This window comes from Lolliginicoccus suaedae, from assembly GCF_008312885.1.
Lineage (GTDB): Bacteria > Actinomycetota > Actinomycetes > Mycobacteriales > Mycobacteriaceae > Lolliginicoccus > Lolliginicoccus suaedae.
In genome coordinates, this window is the sequence record NZ_VSSO01000003.1 from 66881 (window position 1) to 84680 (window position 17800).

Here is a 17800-nt window from a genome sequence, read left to right on the forward strand (position 1 = left end):
TGGGACGCCGCGGGGAGCGCGTGTCTCCCCGAGCAGGTGGACCACTTCACACGGTAGCGGAAGCGTGCGGCTCGCGTACTCCGGCAGCAAGCTCGCGCGTGAGCACCGAGACCGCGTCGATGCTGTCCTCGGCGGCGCTGACGAGTGCGGAGCCCACGATGACCGCATCGGCGTAGCGGGCGATCTCGGCAGCCTGGGCACGGTCGCGCACGCCGAGCCCGATCCCGATGGGGATGTCGCTGTGCTGGCGGATGCGGGCCACGAGGTCGGGCGCGGAGTGGGACACGGCATCCCGTGCGCCGGTGACGCCCATGGTGGATGCGGCGTAGACGAAGCCACGGCACTGGTCGAGGGTGGTGGCGAGCCGCTCCTCGGTGGAGGACGGGGCGACGAGGAAGATCCGGTCAAGGCCATGCTCGGTGGATGCGGCGATCCAGTCGTGCGCCTCGTCGGGGATCAGGTCCGGTGTGATGAGCCCGAGCCCGCCCGCTGCGGCGAGATCGCGGGCGAACGCATCCACGCCATACTTGAGCACCGGGTTCCAGTAGGACATGACCACGGCGTTGCCACCGAGCGCCTTGATGTGCGCGACCGAATCGAACACATCCCGGACCCGGAAGCCGTTGCGCCGGGCGGTCCCGGCGGCGTTCTGGATGGTGGGGCCGTCCATGACGGGATCGGAGTACGGGACGCCGACCTCGATGAGGTCGCAGCCTGCCTCGACGAGCGCGGCGAAGAGCTCGAGGGAGGTCGCCTTGTCGGGGTAGCCGGCGGGGAGGTACCCGACGAGAGCGGAGCGCCCCTCGGCCTTGCAGCGCGCGAAGATCGGCGCGAGGCGGGATGTCGATGGATCGCTGGAGCTGATGGGTGCGGTCACGGCGCGGTCTCCCCTTCGGTCTCGGTGGCGCTGGCGGGAGCGAGCTCGAACCATTGCGCTGCGGTGGCGACGTCCTTGTCCCCGCGTCCCGAGAGGTTCACCACGATGATCGCTTTCTCGCCGAGCTCGCGACCGAGCACGAGCGCCCCGGCGATGGCGTGCGCGGACTCGATGGCCGGAATGATCCCCTCGGTGCGGCATAGCAGCGCGAAGGCATCCATGGCTTCAGTATCGGTGGCCGAGCGGTACTCAGCGCGACCGATGTCGTTGAGGTAGGAATGCTCCGGGCCGACTCCGGGGTAGTCGAGGCCCGCGGAGATCGAGTGCGATTCGATGGTCTGGCCGTCGTCGTCCTGAAGCAGGTACGAGTAGGCACCATGCAGGGCACCGGGCGTGCCGCCACCGATCGTGGCCGCGTGGCGCCCGGTATCGACGCCGTCGCCGCCGGCCTCGATGCCGATGAGCCGGACCCCAGGGTCACCGATGAAGGCGTGGAACAATCCGATGGCGTTGGAGCCGCCGCCGACGCAAGCCACGGCGGCATCGGGAAGCCGACCGGCGAGCGCCTGGATCTGGACGCGGGCCTCGAGCCCGATGATGCGCTGGAAGTCCCGCACCATCAGCGGGAAGGGGTGGGGGCCGGCGACGGTGCCGAAGCAGTAGTAGGTGTCGTCGGCATGAGCGACCCAGTCGCGCAGGGCCTCGTTGATGGCGTCCTTGAGGGTCTTCGAGCCGGTCTCCACGGCGACGACTTCTGCGCCGAGGAGTCGCATGCGGGCCACGTTGAGGGCCTGCCGGTCGGTATCCACCTTGCCCATGTAGATCACGCAGTCGAGGCCGAGCAGGGCGCAGGCCGTGGCGGTGGCCACGCCGTGCTGCCCGGCGCCGGTCTCGGCGATGACGCGGGTCTTGCCCATGCGCTGGGCGAGGAGGGCCTGGCCGAGCACGTTGTTGATCTTGTGCGAGCCGGTGTGGTTGAGATCCTCCCGCTTGAGAAAGATCCTCGCTCCCCCGGCATGCTCGCTGAGCCGCTTCGCCTCGTAGAGCGGGGAGGGCCGCCCGGAGTAGTCGCGCTGCAGGCGATCAAGCTCGTTGAGGAAGCCCTCGTCGGCGCGGGCCTTCTCGTACTCCGCTGTGGTCTCCTCGATCACGGCCATCAGGGCCTCGGGCACGTACCGGCCTCCGAAGGCCCCGAAGTGCCCGCCAGCGTCGGGGTCGGACGGACTGCGCTCGGTGAGCCCGGCACTGGCCCGGGGCATGTGCTGCCCGCCTGGCTGCGCGGCTGCCTTGAGATCAACAGTTTCGAACGGCGTCATGCCGCCAGTCTGCCCCACTTCGCTACTTCCTGTTCCCATGTCGGTGGCTGGCCCCGCCGCGTCGCGGTTCATCCCTTGCGCGCTGGCTTCGGGCAGGAGGGGTGCGTGCCCGCGGTCACGAGATCGGACACGGCCGCTCGCGGATCGCCACTGGTCACGAGGCCCTCCCCGACCAGAACGGCGTCAGCACCGGCGCCAGCGTAGGCCAGCAGATCGGCCGGGCCGCGAACGCCGGACTCCGCGATCTTGATGACATTGCTGGGCAGGCCGGGCGCGATCCGCGCGAAGCAGTCCCGGTCGACCTCGAGCGTCTTCAGATCGCGAGCATTCACACCGATCACGCTGGCACCGGCCTCGAGCGCCCGGTCCGCCTCCGCCTCGGTATGCACCTCCACGAGCGCGGTCATTCCCAGCGACTCGGTCCTGTCGAGCAGCGAGACGAGCACGTCCTGCTCGAGCGCGGCAACGATCAGCAGGATCAGGTCGGCGCCATGGGCACGTGCTTCATGGACCTGGTAGGGGCCGACGACGAAATCCTTGCGGAGCACCGGGATGCGCACCGCGGCACGGACGGCGTCGAGATCTGCGAGGGATCCCTGGAAGCGGCGCTCCTCGGTGAGGACGCTGATCACGCGGGCACCACCGAGCTCGTACTCGTGAGCGAGGACAGCAGGATCGGGGATGTTGGCCAGCGCGCCCTTCGACGGGCTCGCCCGCTTGACCTCGGCGATCACTGCGATGCCGGGCTCGCGCAGCGCTGCCGCCGCATCGAGTGGATCCGGTGCCGCCTTGGCCAGCTTCTTCACCGCCGCGAGGTCAAGGGCGGACTCCCTGGCCGCGACATCCGCACGCACGCCGTCGAGTATGGAGTCGAGAACGGTCATCCTGCCCCCACGTGTCCTTTCCGTCGACGAGTGCATCCCGCGCTGCGCGGTCGATCATTCATCACGAAGCACCGTCATTGCTCGTTGTCGTCTAGGGCCTTGGCTCAGGGCCATCGGTGGTCGGGTCCTCGCCCGCGTCGAGCGCGTCCCAGAGCAACCGATCGCTCAATGGTATGCCTGACCCTTCCCGCGCCGAAATCGGCCCGGTCGCCAGGCCCGTCCGGGCGTTCTCCTTGCGCACCGCCGGCGTCGTGTACGCGTTGTCCAGCTTGGCTCCCGGTCGCGGAGCACGCGCCAGCAGCACTGCGGCGGCGAGCCCCAGCGCGGCAGCGGCAACAGCAACGAGAGGCGCCACGGGATTGCCCTCGATCCCGGTGGCCTCCGCCCGCGCGGGCAGCTCGGCGAGCCGTGCCACGCGATCCGCGTCGAGCCCGCCCAGGACCATCCGGGCCGGCTCGATGAGCGCGAGGGCGGAGAGGATGCCGATCGCGAGAGCGAGGACCGGCTGCGCGCGGCCGCGGGCCACGAGGGCGACGAGCAGCGCCGCCCCGATCGCGAGGGAGAGCGGGGCGAGCGCGGCCGCCCAATCAGCACCCACGATCGTGGCGTCATAGGGCGGCCGCAGGCCATCGACCACGGTGTAGGACACCCAGGACAACCGCGATGACGCCCAGAGCAGCGCGGCACCGAGCAGCGCGAGCAGCAGCGCGCGCCGCCGGGACTTCCCGCCTTCCGTCGCGCTCATGAGGGCTCAGGGGTTCCAGGTGCAGGGGTTACAGGTGCAGGGGCGGGCATGGGCTCGATGGTGCCCGCCGCAGCGACAGCCTTCAACACTGCCATCGCCTTGCTGCGAGATTCGTTGTCCTCGTACTCGGGCTGCGAGTCGGCGACGATGCCACCACCAGCCTGCACATACGCCTTGCCGTCCTTGAGCAGCGCGGTGCGGATCGCGATGGCGGTATCGGCGTTGCCAGTGAAATCGAGGTAGCCGACGATGCCGCCGTAAAGCCCGCGCCGGGTCAGCTCGAGCTCGTCGATCAGCTCCATGGCGCGGACCTTCGGCGCGCCGGACAAGGTGCCGGCCGGGAAGCAGGCGGTGATCGCGTCAAGAGCGGTCCGTCCCTCCGTGAGCTGCCCGGACACGGTCGACACCATGTGCATCACATGGCTGTATCGCTCGATGTGGCGATAGTCGGACACCTTGACGGTGCCGGGGCGGCAGACCCGGCCGAGGTCGTTGCGGCCGAGATCGACAAGCATGAGGTGCTCGGCGTTCTCCTTCTCGTCGGCGAGGAGGTCCTTCTCCAGAAGAATGTCGTCCTCGTCGCTCGCGCCGCGCCAGCGGGTCCCCGCGATCGGATGGGTGGTGGCGACGCCCTCCTGGACGGTCACCAGGGCCTCGGGGCTCGAGCCCACGATCGTGAAGGCGGTCTCGTCGGGCAGCCCCTCGGCGGTAGCGCCCGCGCCCGGGTCGGCCGGTACGCGCATCAGGTACATGTAGGGGCTCGGGTTGGAGGCCCGCAGCATGCGATAGACGTCGAGCCCATCCGCATCGGTGTCCATCTCGAAGCGCTGCGAGAGCACCACCTGGAAGGCCTCGCCCTCCTCGATCTCGTGGACGACCTGGGTCACCGCTGCGCCGAACTCCTCGCTGGTGCGCTGCCGCACGAAATCTGGCTCGGGGCGGCTGAAGGTCGAGACGGTCGAGGCAGCGGGGGCGCCGAGGGCGGCGGTCATCGCGTCGAGCCTGGCCACCGCGGCGTCATAGGCCTCGTCCGCGCGCTCGGCGGTGCCGTCCCAGTTGACGGCGTTGGCGATCAGCGTGATGCTGCCCTCGTGGTGGTCGAACGCCGCGAAGTCGGTGGCGAGCAGCATGACCATCTCGGGGACGCGCAGGTCGTCGGTGGTGTGCTCGGGCAGCTTCTCCAGGCGTCGCACGATGTCGTAGCCGAGGTAGCCGACGAGCCCACCGGTCAGTGGTGGCATGCCGTCGATGTGCTCGCTCTCGAGCAGGGCGAGGGTGTCGCGCAGGGCCGCGATGGGATCGCCGCCGGAGGGGGCGCCCTGCGGTGCTCCGCCGATCCACACGGCGTCGCCATCGCGCACTGTGAGGGCGCAGGTGCTCGCGGCGCCGATGAACGACCAGCGCGACCAGGATCGGCCATTCTCGGCGGACTCGAGCAGGAACGTTCCGGCCCGGTTGCCCGCGAGCTTCCGGTAGGCGGAGACGGGGGTCTCGGCGTCGGCGAGGACCTTGCGGGTCACGGGCACGACCCTGTGCTCGGCCGCCAGGTGATGGAATTGTTCCCGCGTGGTCGTCGAATCGTGCATGCCCCCATCCTTGCAGGACGGGCCGCGCGCGTCACACCCGGTGGAGCCCGGGGGCATGCCGCAGGGGTGCGGCAAGGCTCAGGAGAGCTGGATGGATCGCTTGGCCAGGCCCATCCAGTATCCGTCGATCACCTGATCGGGGACCTGCTCGGGGTCGCTGGAGGCGCCGAGCGCGACGAACAGCGGCGCGAAATGCTCGGTACTGGGGTGCGCGTAGGGCATCCCCGGGGCGGCGTGGCGGAAGTCGAGAAGGGTGTCGAGGTCGGCGCGCGCGAGCGTCTCGGCGGTCCAGTGGTCGAACTCGCTGGACCATCCGGGCGGGGTGGCACCGGCGGTGGGGTCGGTGAGGTAGGGCAGCCCGTGGGTGGTGAAGCCGGAGCCGATGATGAGCACTCCTTGCTCGCGCAGGGGCCGGAGCCGCTCGCCGAGGGAGAGCAGCGCGTGGGGCTCGAGGGTGGGCAGCGAGATCTGCAGCACGGGAATGTCGGCCTCGGGGTACATGACGGTCAGCGGCACGTAGGCGCCGTGGTCGAGGCCGCGGTGGGGCTGGCGGATCACCTCGTGCTCATCGGGAGCGAGCGATGCGATGAGATCAGCGAGCCCGGGGGCGCCGGGCGACGGGTAGGTCACGTCGTAGAAGCGCTGCGGGAACCCCCAGAAGTCATAGACGAGGGGGACCGCGTCGGCGGTCGCGCCGATGGTCAGCGGGGCGGATTCCCAGTGCGCGGAGACGATGAGGATGCTGGTAGGGCGCGGCAGCCCGCGGGCCCAGCGCTGGAGCTGACCGACCCAGCGAGCGTCATCGACCAGTGGTGGCGCACCGTGGCTGAGGAACAGGACGGGCATCGCGGCCATCGGATCTCCTAAATAGTTGCTCGCGCAATTATCACGCCTGGGGGTAGCGGAAGTCCAGCAACTATTTCCCGGATCACACGAACCGGGCCATCAGTCTCAGCCCAGCGGAACGCCGCCCACGCCCCAGCTCGCGCGCGGCACATCGGTCATCACGACCCACACAGCGCTCTCGCTCTTGCCGGTCGCGGCGCAGTAGGCCTGGGTCACCGCCTCGATCGCGGCACGCTTCTGCTCATCGGTCAGGCCAGGGGTCTGGGAGATCTGGATCAACGGCATGGCATCCAGTGTGCCCCACGGCCGTCGCCGGAGCGCGGCTAGTAGCCCCTAGCCCTCATCGAGCGGCAGCAGCACCCGCTCATCACCGGTGAAGCACGTGTGCACGCCCGTATGGCAGGCCGGCCCCACCTGATCGACCACGAGCAGCACGGTATCGCCGTCGCAGTCGATGCGCGCCTCGTGCACATGCTGGGTGTGGCCCGAGGTCTCCCCCTTCACCCAGTACTCGCCCCGGCTGCGCGAGAAGTATGTGCCCTTGCGGGTCGCGAGGGTGTGGGCGAGCGCATGGTCGTCCATCCACGCCAGCATCAGCACATCCCCGGTCCCCCGCTCCTGCGCCACCGCGGCCACCAGGCCATCCGCGTTGCGCTTCAGCCGCGCCGCGATCGCCGGATCGAGCCGCGCCGCCGCGATCTCGCTGCTGCTCATCGCACCACGATCCCATCCGCGCGCATCGCGTCCTTGACGTCACCAACAGTCATGTCCCCGAAGTGGAAGACGCTCGCCGCGAGCACCGCGTCCGCTCCCGCCTTCACCGCGGGCGGGAAATGCCGCGCCGTGCCCGCGCCACCGGACGCGATCACCGGGATGTCCACCGCGGCCCGCACCGCACGGATCATCGGCAGATCGAAGCCAGCCTTCGTGCCATCGGCATCCATCGAGTTGAGCAGGATCTCCCCCACCCCGAGCTCCGCGCCGCGCACCGCCCACTCGACCGCATCGATCCCGGTGCCCTTCTTGCCACCGTGGGTGGTCACCTCCCAGCCCGACGGGGTGTCATCCTGCCCATCCGGCACCGTCCGCGCATCGACCGACAGCACGATGCACTGCGAGCCGAACCGCGTGGATAGCTCGCGCAGCAGCTCCGGGCGACGGATCGCCGCGGTGTTCACGCTGACCTTGTCGGCCCCGGCCCGCAGGAGCTGGTTCACATCCTCCACCGAGCGCACGCCGCCACCAACGGTCAGGGGGATGAAAACCTGCTCGGCGGTGCGGCGCACCACGTCGATCATCGTGCCGCGGTCACCGGTGGACGCGGTGACGTCGAGGAACGTCAGCTCATCGGCGCCCTGGGCGTCATAGGCCGCGGCGAGCTCCACGGGATCACCGGCATCACGCAGGTTCTGGAAGTTCACGCCCTTGACGACGCGACCATTGTCGACATCCAGGCATGGAATGACACGCACTGCCAGGCTCATCCGCTCTCCTTCACCACATTCATCGTCCGCGATGCCGCGCCACAGCCCTTCATGTTCCGCGGGCCATCATTGCCGGGGGACGGCTGCCGCGAGGCGGACCAGTTCCTCGTGCGCGCCCGGCGCGGCAGCGAGAACCGACCTCGAGAGTACCGTCCAGGGCTTGCCTGCCAGATCCGTCACAATGCCCCCGGCCGCCCGGACCAGCGCCACTCCCGCCGCGTGGTCCCAGACATGATGCCCGAAGCTGATGGTCGCGCCCAGCGTGCCTGCCGCGGTGTAGGCGAGGTCCACGCCCGTCGCGCCGAGCATGCGCACCCGCGAGCTGCGGCGGCTGATCTCACCGATCAGGTCGAGGCGGTAGCGGCCGGATAGTCCCTGCGTGCTATCGAGGTTGAACGATCCGACGGCCACCATGCTGTGATGCAGCGAGCGCGGCTCGAGCCGGGGCTGGGGCTCGCCGTTGCGCATCAGTGCCCCGCCCACGACTGCCCAGATCCGCTCGCCAAGGTGCGGCAGCCAGGTCAGGCCGATCACCGGCTGGCCCTCGTCGAGCAGCGCGAGAAGCATCCCCGCGTAGGGCAGGCCCAGGGAATAATTCATCGTCCCGTCGATGGGGTCGAGCACCCACACTGGTCCCGCGCTCAGGCTGTCGCCGCCGAACTCCTCGCCGTGGGTGCCGATGCCGGTACGGCGATCGAGCTCCGCGGCGACGAATCGCTCGAGGTCGAGATCGATCTCGGTAGCGAAATCGCGATCACCCTTCGCCACGGCGCTCGGCGCGCCATGCCCGGCCAGGAACCGCGGCCACGCCTCGTCGAGGACCTGGCACGCCTCGACCGCGAGGCGATCGAGCGTGGTGGTATCCAGCGAGGCCATGGGTAAGCGCGCTACCGGGAGACGGCGCGCAGCGCCTCGGGCAGCGTGAACCGGCCCGCGTACAGGGCCTTGCCCACGATCGAGCCCTCGACCCCGGCCTCGACGAGCGTTGCGATGGCCTCGAGGTCCGCGATGGTCGAGACGCCACCCGAGGCGATGACGGGAGCGTCGGTCGCGGCGCAGACCTGCCGCAGCAGATCCAGGTTCGGGCCGGTCAATGTTCCGTCCTTGGTCACATCGGTGACGACGTAGCGGCTGCACCCATCGCGGTCGAGCCGCTCGAGGACCTCCCAGAGATCACCGCCATCGCTGACCCAGCCGCGGCCGCGCAGGCGCCACTGCCCCTCGATGAGCTTCACGTCCAGGCCGACCGCGATGCGCTCGCCATGCTCGGCGATGGCGCGGGCGCACCACTCGGGATCCTCGATCGCCGCAGTGCCCAGGTTGACCCGGGCGCATCCTGTGGCCAGCGCGGCGGCGAGGGAGGCATCATCCCGGATGCCGCCGGAGAGCTCCACCTTCACGTCGAGCTCGCCCACCACATCGGCGAGCAGCTCGCGGTTGGATCCCCGGCCGAATGCCGCGTCCAGATCCACCAGGTGCACCCACTCGGCACCATCGTTCTGCCACTGCAGGGCGGCCTCGCGGGGAGAGCCATAGCTCGTCTCGCTCCCCGCCTCTCCCTGCACGAGCCGGACAGCCTGACCATCCGCGACATCCACCGCGGGCAACAACACAAGACTCACGGGCGACAACCTTAGTCTCTCGGCCCGGATTTCACCGAACCTCGCTGCTCCGGACCGTGCGGCCCGAGCGCGCGGCGCGTCATCGTGGTCGACACGATGCCCACTGCCGCGACCGACAATCCCAGCCCGGCCAGCCCGATGACCAGGCCGACCAACGGAGCGGGCTGCGCCAGCAGGATGATCGCGGCCGCCCCGAGCAGCACCAGCGAGCCGGCACCGAGGGAGAACAGCGCGAGCCTGGCCATCGAGAACTCGCCGACGGGCTCCTCGCCGCTGGTCACAGGGATCTCACCCAATTCTCCAGCAGGTGCGCCCCGGCATCGCCGGACTTCTCCGGATGGAACTGCGTCGCCGAGAGCGGCCCGTTCTCCACGGCCGCGAGGAACCGGCCCCCGTAGTCGCCCCAGGTGAGCTTCGGTGGCGCGATCACATCGGAGGGCTCCATCTCCCAGGACTGCGCCGCATAGGTGTGCACGAAGTAGAAGCGAGTGTCCGCGGGCAGCCCCTCGAGCAGGATGCTGCCACGGGCGGCCTCGACGGTGTTCCAGCCCATGTGCGGCAGCACATCGGCGTGCAAGCGGTCGACGGTGCCGGGCCATTCCCCGCATCCCTCGGCCTCGATGCCGAACTCGATGCCACGCTCGAACAGCACCTGCATGCCGACGCAAATGCCGAGGACCGGTCGGCCACCGGCCAGGCGGCGCCCGATGAGGCGATCGCCCCGCACGGCCTTCAGTCCCTCCATGCAGGCGGCGAACGCACCGACGCCGGGCACGACGAGGCCATCGGCATCCAGTGCCTCGCTCGCGTCGGTCGTCACGACGGTGCGCGCGCCCACCCGGTCGAGCGCGCGCTGCGCGGACCGCAGGTTGCCCGAGCCGTAGTCGAGGATCGCCACGCTCGGAGCGGCGGTTGTCATAGGACCTCCAGCAATCGCAGTGCCGCGCCCGCGCCGCAGATCACCGCTGTCGCGGCGAGCACGCCGGAGAGGAAGCGGTTGGTCCGCCACAGCGCGATGGCGCCTCCAAGGAGGAAGCCCGCGGCCATGAACAACAGGTACATCAACGTGCCACTCATCGCGGTCCCGCCCTCACAGCGCGCCCTTCGTGGACGGGATGCCACCGACGCGCGGATCGGGCTCCACGGCAGCGCGCAGCGCCCGCGCCACGGCCTTGTACTCGGCCTCGGTGATGTGGTGCGGGTCGCGGCCATAGAGCACCCGCACGTGCAGGGCGATGCGGGCGTTCATCGCGAGGGACTCGAAGACATGACGGTTGATCACCGTGGAGTAGGGCGCGCTCGCGTGACCGGGAATGATGGTGTGGAGCATGTGCTCGGGCTCGCCGGTGTGCACGCAGTACGGCCGGCCCGAGACGTCCACGACGGCATGCGCGAGGGTCTCGTCCATCGGGATGTAGCAATCACCGAAGCGCCGGATGCCCTTCTTGTCGCCGAGCGCCTGCCCGAGCGCCTGCCCGAGCACGATGGCGGTGTCCTCCACCGTGTGGTGCGCCTCGATCTCGATGTCGCCGGTGGCCCGGACCGACAGGTCGAAGCTGCCGTGCGCGCCGAGCGCGGTGAGCATGTGGTCGAAGAACGGCACTCCGGTGGAGATGTCCGTGCGGCCCGAGCCGTCGAGGTTCCATTCCACCGTGATGCTGGACTCGCGCGTGGTGCGTTCCGCGCGACCGATCCGTGGGGTCATGATGTTCCTTCCCGTGGCGTGCTACCGGGCACGAGCTCGCTCGCCGCGAGCTGCGCGCTCGCCTCGAGGAACGCATCGTTCTCGGCATCGAGGCCAATGGTCGCACGAAGATGGCCGGGGATGCCCACGTCCCGGATCAGCACCCCCTGGTCGAGGTAGCGCTGCCAGCTCGCCGCACTGTCGCGGAAGCGGCCGAAGAGGATGAAGTTGGCATCGCTGGGCACTACATCGAAGCCCCACCCCGTCAGTGCCGCAGCGACCCGGTCACGCTCCGCGGCGAGATGGTGCACGCTCGCGAGCGTCTCGTCGGCATGGCGCAAGGCGGCCCGCGCCGCGGCCTGCGTCACCACCGACAAGTGGTAGGGAAGCCGGACGAGCAGCATCGCGTCCACCATGGCGGGCGCGGCAACGAGGTACCCGAGCCGCCCACCGGCGAACGCGAACGCCTTGCTCATCGTGCGGCTGACCACGAGCTTGGCCGGATGGTCCTCGATGAGGCCCACGGCGCTCGGCACGGCAGAGAACTCCCCATAGGCCTCGTCGACCACGACGACCCCGGGCGCGGCCTCGAGGATGCGCCGCAAGCCGGCCAGCGGGATGCTGTGCCCGGTCGGGTTGTTGGGGCTCGTCACGAACACCACATCGGGCCGGTGCTCGGCGATCGCCCGCACTGCCGCGTCCACGTCGAGGGAGAAGTCAGCTCGCCGCGGCGACTCGAGCCACAGCGTCTGGGTACCGGTGGAGATGATCGGATGCATCGAGTAGGACGGCGTGAAGCCCAGCGCCGTGCGGCCCGGACCACCGAACGCCTGCAGGATCTGCTGGAGGATCTCGTTGGAGCCGTTCGCCGCCCACAGGTTCGCCACGGTGACCGCGACGCCGGTCTGCCGGGTCACGTAGTCGGCGAGCTCCCGTCGCAGGGCCGTCGCATCCCGATCGGGATAGCGGTGCAGCTCGGCCGCCGCCTGCCGCACCGACTCGGCTACATCCGCGATGAGCGCCGCGGACGGCGGATGCGGGTTCTCGTTCGTATTGAGCTGCACGGGCACCTGTAGCTGCGGCGCGCCATAGGGGGACTTGCCCCGCAGGTTCTCGCGCAGCGGCAGGTCAGCGATCGTGATGGCACTACCAGGCGCGTTCATCCGCGGGGTCACTCGCCCGCGGCCTTGCCGGGAAAGCGGCGCTGCACGGCCTGCCCGTGCGCGGGCAGGTCCTCCGCCGAGGCCAGCGCGACCACATGCGGCGCCACCTCGCGCAGCGCCTCGGCGCTGTACTCGACGACGTGCATGCCCTTGAGGAACGTCTGCACCGACAGCCCCGAGGAATGACGCGCGCTGCCAGCGGTGGGCAGCACATGGTTCGAGCCCGCGCAGTAGTCGCCGAGGCTCACCGGCGAGTAGGCGCCGACGAAGATCGCGCCCGCGTTGCGGACCCTGCCCGCGACCGTGGCTGCGTCGCGGGTCTGGATCTCGAGGTGCTCGGCCGCATAGGCATCGACCACCGCGATCCCGTCATCGAGAGTGGAGACCAGGACGATCCCGGACTGCTCGCCGCTCAGCGCGGTCGCGATGCGCTCCTGGTGCTTGGTGGCCGCGAGCTGCTCGTTGACCTGCTCGTCCACGGCATCGGCGAGCTCCGCGCTCGTGGTGACGAGCACGCTCGCCGCGAGCACATCGTGCTCGGCCTGGCTGATCAGGTCCGCCGCCACGTGGGCCGCGTCCGCGGTGTCATCAGCAAGGATGGCGATCTCCGTCGGGCCGGCCTCGGCATCGATGCCCACGAGGCTGCGGCACAGGCGCTTCGCCGCGGTCACATAGATGTTGCCCGGCCCGGTGATCATGTCCACCGGCACAAGCTCCTCGCCAGTGGTATCGGTGCCGCCGTGGGTGAGCAGGGCCACCGCCTGGGCGCCGCCGACAGCCCAGGCCTCCTCGACGCCGAGCAGCGCCGCGGCCGCCAGGATCGTCGGGTGCGGCAGTCCTCCGAAATCGGCCTGCGGCGGCGACGCCACCACCAGCGATCCCACACCGGCCTCCTGCGCGGGGACGACGTTCATCACCACGCTCGACGGGTACACCGCGTTGCCCCCGGGAACATAAAGACCCACCCGCTCGATCGGCACCCAGCGCTCGGTGACCGTCCCGCCCGGCACTACCCGGGTGGTGGCATCGGTGCGCCGCTGGTCCGCGTGGACCAGGCGGGCGCGATCGATCGCGACCTCGAGCGCCGCGCGCACCGCGGGATCGAGCTCCTCGAGGGCACGCCGCAGCTCCGCGCCTGGAACCCTTACCTGATCCGGGCGCACGCGATCGAACTTCTCGCTCAGCTCCAGCGCGGCCTCGACGCCCCGGGCACGCACATCGTCGACCACTGGCCGGACCTGATGGAGCACCGCGTCCACGTCCACGCCCCCGCGCGGCAGGGCCGCGCGCAGCTCGACGGTGGAGGGCATCCGGCCACGGAGATCAACGCGGCGCAGATCGGCACGGGGTGACATGCGGGTCCTTCCTGAAGGGTCGCTTACCCCACCAGGATACGGGTACCTAGCAGTCCGGCGGCAATCGTGGCAGGGCCAGGCGCTGCCTACCTCCGGGGTGATTGCTCGATCTGCAGGCGGGACAGCGCGGTGCCGACGCCACGGATCATCGAGGCTGTCATCTCGGCGAGATCGAAGCGGTCGCGCCACACCGCGATGGCGCCGTCCGCGAGCTCGAAGGTCCCGCACATCCAGAACTCGAGCTCGATGGAACCGAGGAGCGCGATGCGATGGGTGCGCTCGGTGAGCACGGTCTCGCCATTGGCAGCGATGCTGTGGATCGTGATGTCCATGCTGCTGATCAGCGAGGCAGCCTTGCGGAGCTGCCGGAGCACTGGCGCGATCCCCTCGATGGGCCGGAACGGCACGATGCGCAGCTCGACCTGGGGGTGCAAGCCCTGGGCCGCCGCATCGACATCGCCACGCTCGAGCGCGCCGAGGAAGGCGCGCACCACCGCGATGGCGTCATCCCCAGCGACCGCGGGCACGCTCGTGCCTCGCAGCTGGGGCAGGCGACTGGCGCGGCGTGAAGTGTCCATGCCTGCGGAAGGTACCCCTCGGCAACGGGAGCGACAAGGGGCCAGCCCGCTCCGGGGCCCTCAACGTGACCAAGGCCATGATCCGGGCATCGCCGGATCAGGGGATGTCGAGCCCGAGGTCGAGGACCGATACCGAGTGGGTGAGCGCGCCGATGGCGAGGTAGTCGACCCCGGTCCCGGCGTAGTCGCGGGCCACGTCGATGCTCAGGCCACCGGAGGACTCGAGCTTGGTGGCGGGGGCGCTGCGGTCGCGGCGCTGCACGGCGATCTGCGTCTGCCAGACGGGGAAGTTATCGAGCAGCACGAGCTCCGCGCCTGCCGCGAGGACCTCGTCGAGCTGGTCGAGCGAATCGACTTCCACCTCGCACGGCACGCCGGGATAGCGCGCGCGGACCGCGTCGAGAGCCGCGACGACCGATCCCGTCGCTGCGACGTGATTGTCCTTGATCAATGCGGCGTCGCCGAGTCCCATGCGGTGGTTCTCGCCGCCTCCGGCCCGGACGGCGTACTTCTGCAGCAGCCTGAGGCCGGGCAGGGTCTTGCGGGTATCGCGGATCCGCGCGCTGGTGCCCTCGATGGCGTCGACCCAGCGGGCGGTCTCGGTGGCGATGCCCGACAGGTGGCAGATCAGGTTGAGCATGGTGCGCTCGGCGGTGAGCAGCCCGCGCGCGGGCGCCTCGATGGAGAGGACGATGTCACCGGGCGCGACGCGTGCCCCATCGCCAGCGCGGATATCGAGGTCGTAGTTGCCCGTGCCGATGACCTCGTCGAGCACGAGCCCGGCGATCCCGGTGCCGGCGATCACGCCGTGGGCGCGGGTCGTGATGTCGGCGCGCAGGCGCGCCCCGGCGGCGATGGTCGCCTCCGAGGTGATGTCGGGCCCGTAGCGCAGATCCTCGTCGAGCGCGGCGCGGACCACTGCGAGCGCGTTCTCGCGCTCCTCGGGGGCGAGCGCGATGGCAGTGTCAGGCATGGACGGGAACCTCCAGGTCCTCGGGGATGAGCGCGCCGTGCGCAAGACGGAGCGACGTGCTCCGCGCCGCCGCGGGATCGCTGCGGGGATGGTCGGTGCGGGTGTGGCAGCCGCGGGTCTCGCGCCGGTGCAGGGCACCGTGGACGATAGCGCGAGCCACCAGCGCGGGCCCTGTCCACGATCCCGCGAGGATGCCTGCTAGCCGCTCGAGGCCGCTCTCATCGCGCACCACGCCGGCGTGCTGGCTCATGAGGCCCGGGAGGTCGTCCGCCTCGGTAGCGTCGCGCGGGACCGCGCTCGGCTCGAGCGCGGGCGCATCGAAGCTGTCCTGGTCGAGGCTGGCCCGGTTTCGCGGCCAGTCGTCCGCAGTGATCGCACGGGCGGCCCGGTCCCCCATCACCGCTGCCTCGAGGAGGCTGTTGGAGGCGAGCCGGTTCGCGCCGTGCAGCCCGGTGCGCGCTACCTCCCCGACCGCGTAGAGGCCCGGCACGGTCGTGCGCCCCCATGCGTCGGTGCTGATGCCACCGCAGTGATAGTGCGCGCCGGGTGCCACGGGGATGAGGTCATGAGCGGGCTCGATCCCTTCGGCCCGGCACAGCCTGGTGATCGTGGGGAACCGCTGCGCGAAGCCGGGGAGATGGCGGGCATCGAGGTAGACGTGGTTCGTGCCAGCCCGTGCCATGCGGCGAGCGATCGCACGGGCAACGATGTCACGGGGGGCGAGGTCGCCGCCGTCACCCGGATCGGTGACGCGCTGGCCGTCATGATCGAGCAGGATCGCTCCCTCGCCGCGAACAGCTTCACTGATCAAGGGACTCGTTCCGCTCGCATGCGGCAGGTAGAGCATCGTGGGGTGGAACTGCACGAACTCCATGTCCGCCACTGTCGCTCCGGCGCGCAGCGCTAGCTCGATCCCGTCGCCGCGCGCGCCAGCCGGGTTAGTGGTCACCTCGTACAGCTGCCCTAGTCCACCGGTGGCGAGCACGACGGCAGGAGCGTGGATGATCCCGGTGGCGCCCGCCTCGTCGATGACCCGCGCGCCGACCACCGCGCCGGCCTGCACGGCCAGATCCGTGACGGTGGAGCCATCGAGCACGACGATGCCAGGGTGCTCGTGGCCGGCGGCGCGAACGAGGGCGCGCTGGATCTCGGCGCCCGTGGCGTCGCCCCCGGCGTGAATGATGCGCGGGCGGGAGTGACCGCCTTCCATGGTCCGCCGGAGAGTGCCGTTCTCGTCGTGGTCGAAGCGGGCACCGCGCTGGATGAGGGTCGCGACGGCTGCAGCGCCGTGGGCCACCACTAGCTGGGCCGCTCTGGGCTCGACGAGCCCGGCACCGGCAGCAACGGTGTCCGCGACGTGCAGGGCCGGGCTATCGAGCGGGTCGCCGCCGTCGACCACGGCGACGCCTCCCTGGGCGAGGGCCGTGGCTGTGAGGCGCGTTGATGCCGCGACGACCATCACCCTTAGGCCGCGCGCCCGCAGGCCGAGCGCCGTGGTGAGACCGGCGATCCCCGCTCCCACCACGACGACATCCGCCGCGCATTCCCACTCCTGCGCGGAGTGGTTCCTCACTCGCCGCCGCCCGGGCTGCCGATCTCGATCATGCGCTGCACGGACTTGCGCCCGGCCGCCGCCATCTCTGGGTCGACGTGCACCTCATCGGTGCCCTCGACGAGGCTGCGCAGCAGCGCGGCGGGCGTGATCATCTTCATGTACTTGCACGAGGCGCGATCGTTGACGGCGCGGAAGTCCACGTCGGGCGCGGCCCGGCGCAGCTGGTGGAGCATGCCTACCTCGGTGGCGACGAGGATCTCGCGCTTGCCTGTCGATCGGGCAGCGTCGAGCATGCCTCCGGTGGAGAGGATCTTCACGCGGTCCGACGGGACGGCCCCCTCCCCGGCCAGGTACAGCGCCGAGGTGGCGCAGCCGCACTCCGGGTGGACGTACAGGTCGGCATCCGGGTGGTTGCGCGCCTGCTCGGCGAGCTCGTCGCCGTTGATCCCGGCGTGGACGTGGCACTCCCCCGCCCAGATGTGCATGTTCTGGCGGCCGGTGACTCGCTTGACGTGCGCACCAAGGAACTGGTCGGGAAGGAAGAGCACCTCGGTGCCGGGGTCGATCGAGTTGACGACGTCCACTGCGTTGGAGGAGGTGCAGCAGATGTCGGTGAGCGCCTTGACCTCTGCGGTGGTGTTGACGTAGGAGACGACCATCGCTTCGGGGTGGTCGGCCTTCCATTCGCGCAGATCATCGGCGGAGATGGAGTCGGCGAGGGAGCAGCCCGCGCGCTGGTCCGGGATGAGGACGGTCTTCTCCGGCGAGAGGATCTTGGCGGTCTCCGCCATGAAGTGCACGCCGCAGAAGACGATGGTGCCCTCGCTGGCCTCGGCGGCGAGGCGCGAGAGCGCGAGGGAATCACCGACGTGGTCGGCGACGTCCTGGATCTCGGGCAGCTGGTAGTTGTGCGCGAGAATGGTGGCGTTGCGCTCGCGCGCGAGGCGCCGGACCTCCTGCGCCCATTCCGGGGTTGCGGCTACTCCGCCGTAGCCGGTGGGACCGTCGGTGAGCTGGCCGAGCAGCCGCACCGTGGTGTCGGTCAAATACAGCGGCGTTGTCACTGCGGTCGTCATGGCCGGTCTCCTCACGATCTGGTTCTTCCGGGGCCGATGCCCGGAGCGTTGCGCGG

At 70.2% G+C, this 17800-nt stretch carries 21 protein-coding genes; all 21 read right to left on the reverse strand.

Annotation, left to right across the window (positions count from 1 at the left end; translation table 11 throughout):
• Nucleotides 1–46: 46 nt before the first annotated feature.
• The 21 genes from trpA to nadA all read right to left on the reverse strand — a co-directional run bounded on the left by trpA (nt 47) and on the right by nadA (nt 17744).
• Complete coding sequence (gene trpA / locus FXO18_RS09490; RefSeq protein ID WP_407936458.1) at nt 47–877, reverse strand: tryptophan synthase subunit alpha; 831 nt, start codon at nt 875–877, stop codon at nt 47–49.
• Nucleotides 874–2136: a tryptophan synthase subunit beta gene (gene trpB / locus FXO18_RS09495; RefSeq protein ID WP_149361277.1), complete on the reverse strand. Its 1263-nt coding sequence runs from the start codon at nt 2134–2136 to the stop codon at nt 874–876. Before trpB ends, trpA begins: the two co-directional genes overlap by 4 nt.
• Before the next feature lie 125 nt (nt 2137–2261).
• Nucleotides 2262–3077: an indole-3-glycerol phosphate synthase TrpC gene (trpC, locus tag FXO18_RS09500; RefSeq protein WP_149360887.1), complete on the reverse strand. Its 816-nt coding sequence runs from the start codon at nt 3075–3077 to the stop codon at nt 2262–2264.
• Nucleotides 3078–3168: 91 nt separating this feature from the next.
• On the reverse strand, nt 3169–3822 hold the full coding sequence (locus tag FXO18_RS09505) for a TIGR02234 family membrane protein (protein WP_149360888.1): 654 nt from the start codon (nt 3820–3822) through the stop codon (nt 3169–3171).
• Nucleotides 3819–5408 (reverse strand): anthranilate synthase component I, encoded by a 1590-nt coding sequence (locus tag FXO18_RS09510; protein ID WP_235900582.1) that lies wholly within the window; start codon nt 5406–5408, stop codon nt 3819–3821. The genes FXO18_RS09505 and FXO18_RS09510 overlap by 4 nt, the downstream gene beginning before the upstream one ends.
• Before the next feature lie 78 nt (nt 5409–5486).
• Entirely contained in the window at nt 5487–6254 is a 768-nt protein-coding gene (locus FXO18_RS09515) for a dioxygenase family protein (RefSeq protein ID WP_149361278.1), read from the reverse strand.
• A gap of 105 nt (nt 6255–6359) precedes the next feature.
• On the reverse strand, nt 6360–6539 hold the full coding sequence (locus tag FXO18_RS09520) for a tautomerase family protein (protein WP_149360890.1): 180 nt from the start codon (nt 6537–6539) through the stop codon (nt 6360–6362).
• A 48-nt stretch (nt 6540–6587) separates the two neighbouring features.
• Nucleotides 6588–6968 carry a phosphoribosyl-AMP cyclohydrolase gene (gene hisI, locus FXO18_RS09525; RefSeq protein WP_149360891.1) on the reverse strand — a complete coding sequence of 127 codons (381 nt, stop codon included), beginning with the start codon at nt 6966–6968 and terminating at the stop codon, nt 6588–6590.
• Entirely contained in the window at nt 6965–7738 is a 774-nt protein-coding gene (hisF, locus tag FXO18_RS09530) for an imidazole glycerol phosphate synthase subunit HisF (protein WP_149360892.1), read from the reverse strand. Before hisF ends, hisI begins: the two co-directional genes overlap by 4 nt.
• Nucleotides 7739–7804: 66 nt before the next feature.
• Nucleotides 7805–8614 (reverse strand): inositol monophosphatase family protein, encoded by an 810-nt coding sequence (locus FXO18_RS09535; protein ID WP_149360893.1) that lies wholly within the window; start codon nt 8612–8614, stop codon nt 7805–7807.
• An 11-nt stretch (nt 8615–8625) separates the two neighbouring features.
• Nucleotides 8626–9360, reverse strand: a complete 735-nt coding sequence (gene priA, locus FXO18_RS09540) for a bifunctional 1-(5-phosphoribosyl)-5-((5-phosphoribosylamino)methylideneamino)imidazole-4-carboxamide isomerase/phosphoribosylanthranilate isomerase PriA (protein WP_149360894.1) — start codon at nt 9358–9360, stop codon at nt 8626–8628.
• Nucleotides 9361–9371: 11 nt separating this feature from the next.
• Nucleotides 9372–9656, reverse strand: coding sequence for a hypothetical protein (locus tag FXO18_RS09545; RefSeq protein ID WP_235900583.1), 285 nt, complete (start codon nt 9654–9656; stop codon nt 9372–9374).
• Entirely contained in the window at nt 9638–10279 is a 642-nt protein-coding gene (gene hisH, locus FXO18_RS09550) for an imidazole glycerol phosphate synthase subunit HisH (protein ID WP_149360895.1), read from the reverse strand. Before hisH ends, FXO18_RS09545 begins: the two co-directional genes overlap by 19 nt.
• The gene (locus tag FXO18_RS15935; protein ID WP_187774289.1) at nt 10276–10437 is read right to left on the reverse strand and encodes a hypothetical protein; all 162 of its coding nucleotides are present in this window, start codon (nt 10435–10437) and stop codon (nt 10276–10278) included. The genes hisH and FXO18_RS15935 overlap by 4 nt, the downstream gene beginning before the upstream one ends.
• A 13-nt stretch (nt 10438–10450) precedes the next feature.
• A complete protein-coding gene (gene hisB, locus FXO18_RS09555; RefSeq protein ID WP_149360896.1) occupies nt 10451–11065 on the reverse strand; it encodes an imidazoleglycerol-phosphate dehydratase HisB in 615 nt (204 codons plus the stop codon).
• Nucleotides 11062–12207, reverse strand: a complete 1146-nt coding sequence (locus tag FXO18_RS09560) for a histidinol-phosphate transaminase (RefSeq protein ID WP_149360897.1) — start codon at nt 12205–12207, stop codon at nt 11062–11064. The genes hisB and FXO18_RS09560 overlap by 4 nt, the downstream gene beginning before the upstream one ends.
• An 8-nt stretch (nt 12208–12215) precedes the next feature.
• Entirely contained in the window at nt 12216–13562 is a 1347-nt protein-coding gene (gene hisD / locus FXO18_RS09565) for a histidinol dehydrogenase (RefSeq protein WP_149360898.1), read from the reverse strand.
• 86 nt (nt 13563–13648) lie between these two features.
• Nucleotides 13649–14140 (reverse strand): limonene-1,2-epoxide hydrolase family protein, encoded by a 492-nt coding sequence (locus FXO18_RS09570; protein WP_149360899.1) that lies wholly within the window; start codon nt 14138–14140, stop codon nt 13649–13651.
• A gap of 97 nt (nt 14141–14237) precedes the next feature.
• On the reverse strand, nt 14238–15113 hold the full coding sequence (nadC, locus tag FXO18_RS09575; RefSeq protein WP_149360900.1) for a carboxylating nicotinate-nucleotide diphosphorylase: 876 nt from the start codon (nt 15111–15113) through the stop codon (nt 14238–14240).
• Nucleotides 15106–16686: an L-aspartate oxidase gene (nadB, locus tag FXO18_RS09580; RefSeq protein WP_149360901.1), complete on the reverse strand. Its 1581-nt coding sequence runs from the start codon at nt 16684–16686 to the stop codon at nt 15106–15108. The genes nadC and nadB overlap by 8 nt, the downstream gene beginning before the upstream one ends.
• Nucleotides 16683–17744, reverse strand: a complete 1062-nt coding sequence (gene nadA, locus FXO18_RS09585) for a quinolinate synthase NadA (protein WP_149360902.1) — start codon at nt 17742–17744, stop codon at nt 16683–16685. Before nadA ends, nadB begins: the two co-directional genes overlap by 4 nt.
• Nucleotides 17745–17800 lie beyond the last annotated feature (56 nt).

Excerpts from the sequence above, each read along its gene's own strand:
- hisF (WP_149360892.1), bottom strand. The coding sequence starts at position 7,738 with ATGAGCCTGGCAGTGCGTGTCATTCCATGCCTGGATGTCGACAATGGT.
- nadA (WP_149360902.1), bottom strand. The coding sequence starts at position 17,744 with ATGACGACCGCAGTGACAACGCCGCTGTATTTGACCGACACCACGGTG.
- FXO18_RS09570 (WP_149360899.1), bottom strand. The coding sequence starts at position 14,140 with ATGGACACTTCACGCCGCGCCAGTCGCCTGCCCCAGCTGCGAGGCACG.
- hisD (WP_149360898.1), bottom strand. The coding sequence starts at position 13,562 with ATGTCACCCCGTGCCGATCTGCGCCGCGTTGATCTCCGTGGCCGGATG.
- FXO18_RS09505 (WP_149360888.1), bottom strand. The coding sequence starts at position 3,822 with ATGAGCGCGACGGAAGGCGGGAAGTCCCGGCGGCGCGCGCTGCTGCTC.
- trpC (WP_149360887.1), bottom strand. The coding sequence starts at position 3,077 with ATGACCGTTCTCGACTCCATACTCGACGGCGTGCGTGCGGATGTCGCG.
- FXO18_RS09515 (WP_149361278.1), bottom strand. The coding sequence starts at position 6,254 with ATGCCCGTCCTGTTCCTCAGCCACGGTGCGCCACCACTGGTCGATGAC.
- hisH (WP_149360895.1), bottom strand. The coding sequence starts at position 10,279 with ATGACAACCGCCGCTCCGAGCGTGGCGATCCTCGACTACGGCTCGGGC.
- nadC (WP_149360900.1), bottom strand. The coding sequence starts at position 15,113 with ATGCCTGACACTGCCATCGCGCTCGCCCCCGAGGAGCGCGAGAACGCG.
- hisB (WP_149360896.1), bottom strand. The coding sequence starts at position 11,065 with ATGACCCCACGGATCGGTCGCGCGGAACGCACCACGCGCGAGTCCAGC.
- FXO18_RS09510 (WP_235900582.1), bottom strand. The coding sequence starts at position 5,408 with ATGCACGATTCGACGACCACGCGGGAACAATTCCATCACCTGGCGGCC.
- FXO18_RS09560 (WP_149360897.1), bottom strand. The coding sequence starts at position 12,207 with ATGAACGCGCCTGGTAGTGCCATCACGATCGCTGACCTGCCGCTGCGC.
- FXO18_RS09520 (WP_149360890.1), bottom strand. The coding sequence starts at position 6,539 with ATGCCGTTGATCCAGATCTCCCAGACCCCTGGCCTGACCGATGAGCAG.
- FXO18_RS15935 (WP_187774289.1), bottom strand. The coding sequence starts at position 10,437 with ATGAGTGGCACGTTGATGTACCTGTTGTTCATGGCCGCGGGCTTCCTC.
- FXO18_RS09535 (WP_149360893.1), bottom strand. The coding sequence starts at position 8,614 with ATGGCCTCGCTGGATACCACCACGCTCGATCGCCTCGCGGTCGAGGCG.
- hisI (WP_149360891.1), bottom strand. The coding sequence starts at position 6,968 with ATGAGCAGCAGCGAGATCGCGGCGGCGCGGCTCGATCCGGCGATCGCG.
- trpB (WP_149361277.1), bottom strand. The coding sequence starts at position 2,136 with ATGCCCCGGGCCAGTGCCGGGCTCACCGAGCGCAGTCCGTCCGACCCC.